Origin of the sequence: Thioalkalivibrio sp. AKL12 (assembly GCF_000377925.1) — a bacterium.
Classification (GTDB): Bacteria; Pseudomonadota; Gammaproteobacteria; order Ectothiorhodospirales; family Ectothiorhodospiraceae; genus Thioalkalivibrio; species Thioalkalivibrio versutus.
The window spans coordinates 125,464-131,562 of record NZ_KB898899.1; the positions used below are offsets into that span (position 1 = coordinate 125,464).

At 63.9% G+C, this 6,099-nt stretch carries 6 protein-coding genes; 3 read left to right on the forward strand and 3 right to left on the reverse strand.

What is annotated here, in order from left to right; translation table 11 throughout:
- The first annotated feature begins 69 nt into the window (after positions 1–69).
- Positions 70–696, forward strand: a complete 627-nt coding sequence (locus tag D579_RS0110365; protein WP_018951965.1) for a YIP1 family protein — start codon at positions 70–72, stop codon at positions 694–696.
- 630 nt (positions 697–1,326) lie between these two features.
- Here the strand turns inward: D579_RS0110365 and D579_RS0110370 are convergent.
- Together D579_RS0110370 and D579_RS0110375 are read right to left on the reverse strand one after the other, a co-directional pair.
- Positions 1,327–1,824, reverse strand: coding sequence for a hypothetical protein (locus D579_RS0110370; protein WP_018951966.1), 498 nt, complete (start codon positions 1,822–1,824; stop codon positions 1,327–1,329).
- The gene (locus D579_RS0110375; RefSeq protein WP_018951967.1) at positions 1,821–2,120 is read right to left on the reverse strand and encodes a nucleotidyltransferase family protein; all 300 of its coding nucleotides are present in this window, start codon (positions 2,118–2,120) and stop codon (positions 1,821–1,823) included. Before D579_RS0110375 ends, D579_RS0110370 begins: the two co-directional genes overlap by 4 nt.
- A 1,412-nt stretch (positions 2,121–3,532) precedes the next feature.
- Here D579_RS0110375 and D579_RS15425 point away from each other — a divergent pair.
- Positions 3,533–5,020, forward strand: coding sequence for a flagellin (locus D579_RS15425; RefSeq protein ID WP_018951968.1), 1,488 nt, complete (start codon positions 3,533–3,535; stop codon positions 5,018–5,020).
- A 163-nt stretch (positions 5,021–5,183) separates the two neighbouring features.
- Positions 5,184–5,522: a flagellar protein FlaG gene (locus tag D579_RS15355; RefSeq protein ID WP_255346796.1), complete on the forward strand. Its 339-nt coding sequence runs from the start codon at positions 5,184–5,186 to the stop codon at positions 5,520–5,522.
- Positions 5,523–5,863: 341 nt separating this feature from the next.
- Here D579_RS15355 and D579_RS0110390 read toward each other — a convergent pair.
- On the reverse strand, positions 5,864–6,099 hold a 236-nt coding region (locus D579_RS0110390), incomplete at its 5' end, for an integrase core domain-containing protein (protein WP_018951970.1).

Sequence of the window (6,099 nt, forward strand, 5' to 3'; positions counted from 1 at the left end):
AAATGCCACCAAGGGGGGCATAAGACGGCTTGTAATAGAATGGTCATGTAGTTGCCACATACTCCGGGCATGACCGTTCGTGCCTGCATCAATCCCGCCCGCATGACCCTGCGCGCGCTCGTAAACCCGCTTGGGGCGGTGCGCGATGCGCGGGCAATCGAACCCGCCCCGCCGTGGTGGCAGACATTCCTTTGGCTGGCGTTGCCGGTGCTGCTGGTGAGCGTGGTCGCGAGCCAATGGCTTTACCTGGTGATCCCGATTGGCCTGCCGCCCGAGGCCATGCCGGGCGCCTGGGGCTTTGGCGTCTACAGCGTGCTGGCGATGAGCATCGGGGTGCTGGGGATGGCCTGGTCCGCGCACTACCTGACCGAGCTGTTCCAGGGCTACTCGCACCCGGACCGTGCGATGCTCGCGGTCACGGTCGGGCTGTTGCCCGCCTGGGTCGGCAAGGTGGTCGCCGCGTTCCCCTGGCCCTGGGGCAACGGCATCGCCTTGTTGCTGATCCTGTACTCCCTCTGGCTGCTCTACTGGTCCCTGCGCGAGATCATCGGCCTGCGCCGCGGCAATCGCATCGGCCTGTTCGTGGCCACCGTCTTCTGCGGCGCCTTCATCACCCTGATCTTCGGCTGGCTCCTGATGGACCTGATCCCCGGCGCCATCCCCGAACACCGTATCGGGACCACCTGGCTGCTCTAGCCCGCGCCAGCCATGGCAATGCGCGCCTGTGACCGTTACACCAGTCGCCGCGCACACACCCCGTCATCCCGGAAACTGCGAAGCAGTTATCCGGGATCTTCGTCGTTGGAGCCGGCACAAGCGTCGGGGTGTTCGCACGTGGGGAGATCCCGGCTCTTCGCTTCGCTACGGCCGGGATGACGGGGAGGGGCGCGCTGCGGCCGGGGTGATGGCGAAGGAGGGGCTCGTCGGGATAACGGCCGGGGGATGCGGGCTGGATGGAGGCGCGCACGTTGGGAATGACCACCCAACCCTCGAAATAACCACCCAACCTCCGTCATCCCGGAAACCGCGCAGCGGTTATCCGGGATCTCCATCGCTGGAGGTGGCGCAGACGTCGGGGTGTTCGCGCGTGGGGAGATCCCGGCTCTCCGCTCCGCTACGGCCGGGATGACGGGGAGGGGAGCGCTGCGGCCGGGGTGACGAGAAGGCGAGCGCTGCGGCCGGGGTGACGAGAAGGCGAGCGCTGCGGCCGGGGTGACGAGAAGGCGAGCGCTGCGGCCGTGATGCCGGGAAGGGAGGCGGTCCGGCCGGGCTCGAGTAGTCGGGGCGGTCGGGATGATGCGAGGGATAGCCAGCGGCTTTGAGACCTTAAAGGCTGGCAGGTCCGATCTTCAGGTGGTCCTGCGCGTAGGTGCGCAGTGCGTGGTAGTCGGCGTGCATCTGGTCGGTGAAGCGGCAGGCGCGTTGGAGGGCCGGGGCCAGGTCGGCGGGCCTCTCCATGTATTCATGGACCAGGCGGTTGCGCAGCTGGCGCATTTGTAGCCAGGCGTCGGCGTCCTGGATGAGGGCGAGCTTCTCCAGACGTGACAGGTTGTCGATGGCCGGGCCCGTGTTTTCCCCGGCGCAGGCAAGAAACGTGGGGACGAGCTTGTCCATGATGGTGTCTTGCATGCGGCCGAACTTCGCGCCGAAGGACTCCAGGCGATCGACCCCGGTGTCCGTGGCAAGGATACCCTGAACGCGTTCGGGACCGACTGTGCAATCGCCTTCCAGCAGGCGTTCGCGCACGGCGAGCAGGTGCTCGTCCTCGCGATCAACCAGATCAATGAGCCGGGCGAGTCGGTGCTGTGGCGTTGTGGCGGTCACAGGGCGACACCCGTGCGGTCGGCATGCGTATCAATGGGGCGGGGCGGCGCGCCGCGCGGATGCACGACGATATCCACACGGCGTTCGCCCAGTTGGCGTTGCAGTGCCACGTACAGGCGGAGTTCCTGGTCCAGCAGTTCATCCGGTGTGCCGTCCGCCTCGATGTAGAGGTCGATGTCGCCGCCACGCGCGGCATCGTCCACGCGCGAGCCGAACAGCTTCACGCGTGCATCCGGCCCGAATGCACGGCGCACTTCCTCGCGGATGATCGTCTGTTGTTCGTCCGTCAGGCGCATCACTCAAGTATATCAAGGCCCTGGGGCATATACCCGAACCGTCTCACCTCCGACCTCCACCACCGTCAGCCCGCGAACCAGCCGCGAATCCACCACCTCTGTCATTGCGAGGAGCGCAGCGACGAAGCAATCGCTCGGGACAAGCAGAGTGCTGGATTAAAACGCCTTGCGCCCTGCCAGCTGATTGCCACGTCGCCTGCGGCTCCTCGCAATGACGGGATGTAATCGCCACCCTTGAGCGGCCGGGTCGCGGCCCTCGTTTCCGTACGATCCTGCCACCCCCGTCATCCCGGAAACCGCGGAGCGGTTATCCGGGATGACGGGGGTGGCGCGCAGACGTCGGGGTGTTCGCGCGTGGGGAGATCCCGGCTCTCCGTTCCGCTCCGGCCGGGATGACGGGTAGGGGGTATTGCGGTCGGGATGACGGCGAGGAAGGGTGCCGACGGGATAATGGCCTGGATATGGCCTGGATAGATGCAGGCACGTTTGGAATGGCCACCCATCCGTCGGATTGCCCACCCACCCCCGTCATCCCGGAAACCGCGCAGCGGTTATCCGGGATCTCCGTCGTTGGGGGTGGCGCAGACGTCGGGGTGTTCGCGCGTGAGGAGATCCCGGCTCTCCGCTGCGCTGCGGCCGGGATGACGGGAAGGGGGCATTGCGGTCGGGATGACGGCGAGGAAGGGTGCCGACGGGATAATGGCGTGGATATGGCCTGGATAGATGCAGGCACGTTTGGAATGGCCACCCATCCGGCGGATTGCCCACCCACCCCCGTCATCCCGGAAACCGCGCAGCGGTTATCCGGGATCTCCGCCGTTGGAGCCGGCACAAGCGTCCGGGTGTTCGCACGTGGGGAGATCCCGGCTCTCCGCTTTGCTCCGGCCGGGAAGACGGGAAGGGGTGCGTTGCGGCCAGGATGATGGCGAAGGAGGGGCTCGTCGGGATAACGGCCGGGGGATGCGGGCTGGCTGGAGGCACGCACGTTGGGAATGACCACCCAACCCTCGAAATGACCACCCACCTCCGTCATCCCGGAAACCGCGCAGCGGTTATCCGGGATCTCCGCCGCTGAATGTGGCGCAGACGTCGGGGTGTTCGCGCATGAGGAGATCCCGGCTCTTCGCTTCGCTACGGCCGGGATGACGGACAGGGGGCTGCGGCCGGGATGACCGAGAAGGCCATGGTGGCCGGAGTGCGGTCCGGATAATGGCTGGGCATCGGAGCGCGGCGTTACGGTTTCGCGGCTGGAGGAACTGGGGGCGGCAAGGAATTGCCGCCGGTCGAAAAAAATTTCGATGCAGGGCTAAAGGTTCCTGGGTGAGGGTCGTTAAGGCTTCTGAGAGCGGGGATCAACCCGTTCACCAGAACCGCCCGAGGCGGTGACGCAAGACTCTTACAGGAGAGCGATCATGTCCCAAGTAATTAACACCAACGTTCTTTCCCTGAACGCGCAGCGTAACCTGAGCAACTCTCAGGGCGCGCTGGCCCAGAGCCTGGAACGTCTGTCCTCGGGCCTGCGTATCAACAGCGCCAAGGACGACGCGGCCGGTCTGGCGATTTCCGAGCGCTTCACCACCCAGATCCGCGGTCTGAACCAGGCCGTGCGCAACTCGAACGACGGCATCTCCCTGGCGCAGACCGGCGAAGGCGCCCTGCAGGAAGTCCAGAACAACCTGCAGAGGATCCGGGAACTGGCCGTGCAGTCCGCCAACGCGACCAACTCTGACTCGGACCGCGAGGCGATCAACCGCGAGGTGCAACAGCGCCTTGAGGAAATCGATCGCGTGTCGTCGCAGACCTCCTTCAATGGGCAGAAGATCCTGGACGGCTCCTTCGGGGATGCCAAATTCCAAGTCGGCGCTAATGTCGGCGAAACGATCGACTTGAATCTCGAGTCCAGCACCCGTTTGGACGCCATCGGCACGGCTGCGTCGGCTTCTGGCGATCTTACGGGGCAAATCGTTGCAGGCGAGGACGCTGTGGCAACCACGTCCACGTCGTCTGGGGACTTCACTGAAGCTGTGGTGGCGGGCGCTGGTGACTCCCAGTTCACTTTGGAAGTAGGCGGAGTTGAAATTTATGATTCTGGCGTCGACGCCGATGTAACTGTCACGGCGGAAATGCTTGACGCCGGTCTGGCTGCTGCGGCCACGGATCTTGATAACGCTGGAATCAGCTTTACTGGCAGTTTTGAAGACGGTGATGTGGTGTTCACCAGAGCGGATGGTACTGACTTCGGCATTGAGGTTACGGCGGACAACCTTACGTCTGGAGGTGGGTTTGACGGTGGCGATTTCTCCGCCGGAACTAATACCATCGATAATGGCGAGGAGGCGGTGGCCGCGGATCCTCTGGTGCTGGGCGATGGTGACCTATCGATTCAGCTCGGCGACCAGGACGCCGTATCCATTACCGGAACCTTCGAGTCTGTCCAAGAGTTGGCGGATGCTGTGAGCTCTGAGCTCGGCGGCGTGTCGGTCACGGTCGACAATGACACGATTAGTATTCTTGCGTCAGACGATATCACTATTACTGGTGACGAAGCGGCAAATCTGGGCTTCGACGAAAACAACGAAGTCAATGGTAGCCTCGCTGATGTGAATGTCCTGACGGTGGCGGCTTCGAACGAAGTGATTCTGCGTGTCGATTCCGCCCTGACCGCGGTCAGCGACATCCGCAGTGACTTCGGGGCGATCCAGAACCGCTTCGAGTCGACCATCTCCAACCTGACCCAGACGACGGAGAACCTCGAGGCCTCCCGGTCGCGTATCCGCGACGCGGATTTCGCTTCCGAGACCGCCGAGCTGACTCGGGCGCAGATCCTGCAGCAGGCGGGTACCTCCGTGCTGTCTCAGGCCAACGCGGTCCCGCAGAACGCCCTGGCGCTGCTGCAGTAAGTAAGAGCCGTACGCAGGGTAGGTTAAGGACGGAGGTGCCGGGGTTCCCTCGGCCCTCCTTCCGTCTGAAGAGGACAGTGCCATGAGTGATCAGGTGGGTAATGTCACTTCACCGCCAGTCTTGATGACGCCGCGGGGTCCGGCATCGGACAATCGTCCGGGGATGGACGCCGCGGGTTCTCGTGTTTCCGGGCCGGATCAAGGCCCGCGGAGCGGGGAAGAAACCCGCTCCCGGCCGCCGGAGACGCCTCGATCGGCGCCGCCGGTGGAGGCCTCGGATCTCGAGAAGGTGGTGGAATCGATCAATAACTATCTGCAATCGAGCAAGCGTTCGCTGGAGTTCGCGGTGGACGACGTGAGTGGTCGGACGGTCATCACGGTGATGGACGGTGACCGCGAGAACGTGATCCGGCAGATACCACCGGAGGCGGTGCTGGCCCTGGTCGAGCAGTTCAAGGAAGATCAGGGGCTGGACGGGACTGGACTGGTGGACAAGGCCTGACGGCTTCGCTTCTACCGCCAACGTGTTTGATTGATTGAGCCGGACCCGGCATGGGTCCGGCTTTTTTTGTTGTGGCATCGTCATCGAAGCCGCAGACCATGCCGGCCACCATTAACGTCATCCCGGCCGTAGCGCAGCGGATAGCCGGGATCTCTTGCGGCGGGATGCCCCGACGTTTGTGCCACCTTCAGCGGCGGAGATCCCGGATAACTGCTTCGCGGTTTCCGGGATGACGGATTTTGGGCGGCAATTTCGAATGTTCGAGTAGGCATCGGGCCCTGGGGGCATTCTTGCCATCCTCCAGGCCGGGCTCCCTTGATCGTCATGTCGACTTCCCCGGATTAGGTCCACGCATAACTAGAGGTTTCCGGGGTGTGTAACTGCCGGTATTCGACCGGCGTCAGGTCCCCCAGCGCGTCGTGAGGGATGGTTTCGTTGTAGTCCTGCAGCCACTGCTCGGTGTGTTCCCGGACTTCGGTCAGCGTTCGGAAGACGTAGAGGTCCAGGACCCCGCGGCGGTAGCTGCCGTTGAACCGTTCGATGAAGCCGTTCTGCATCGGTTTGCCCGGCTGGATGA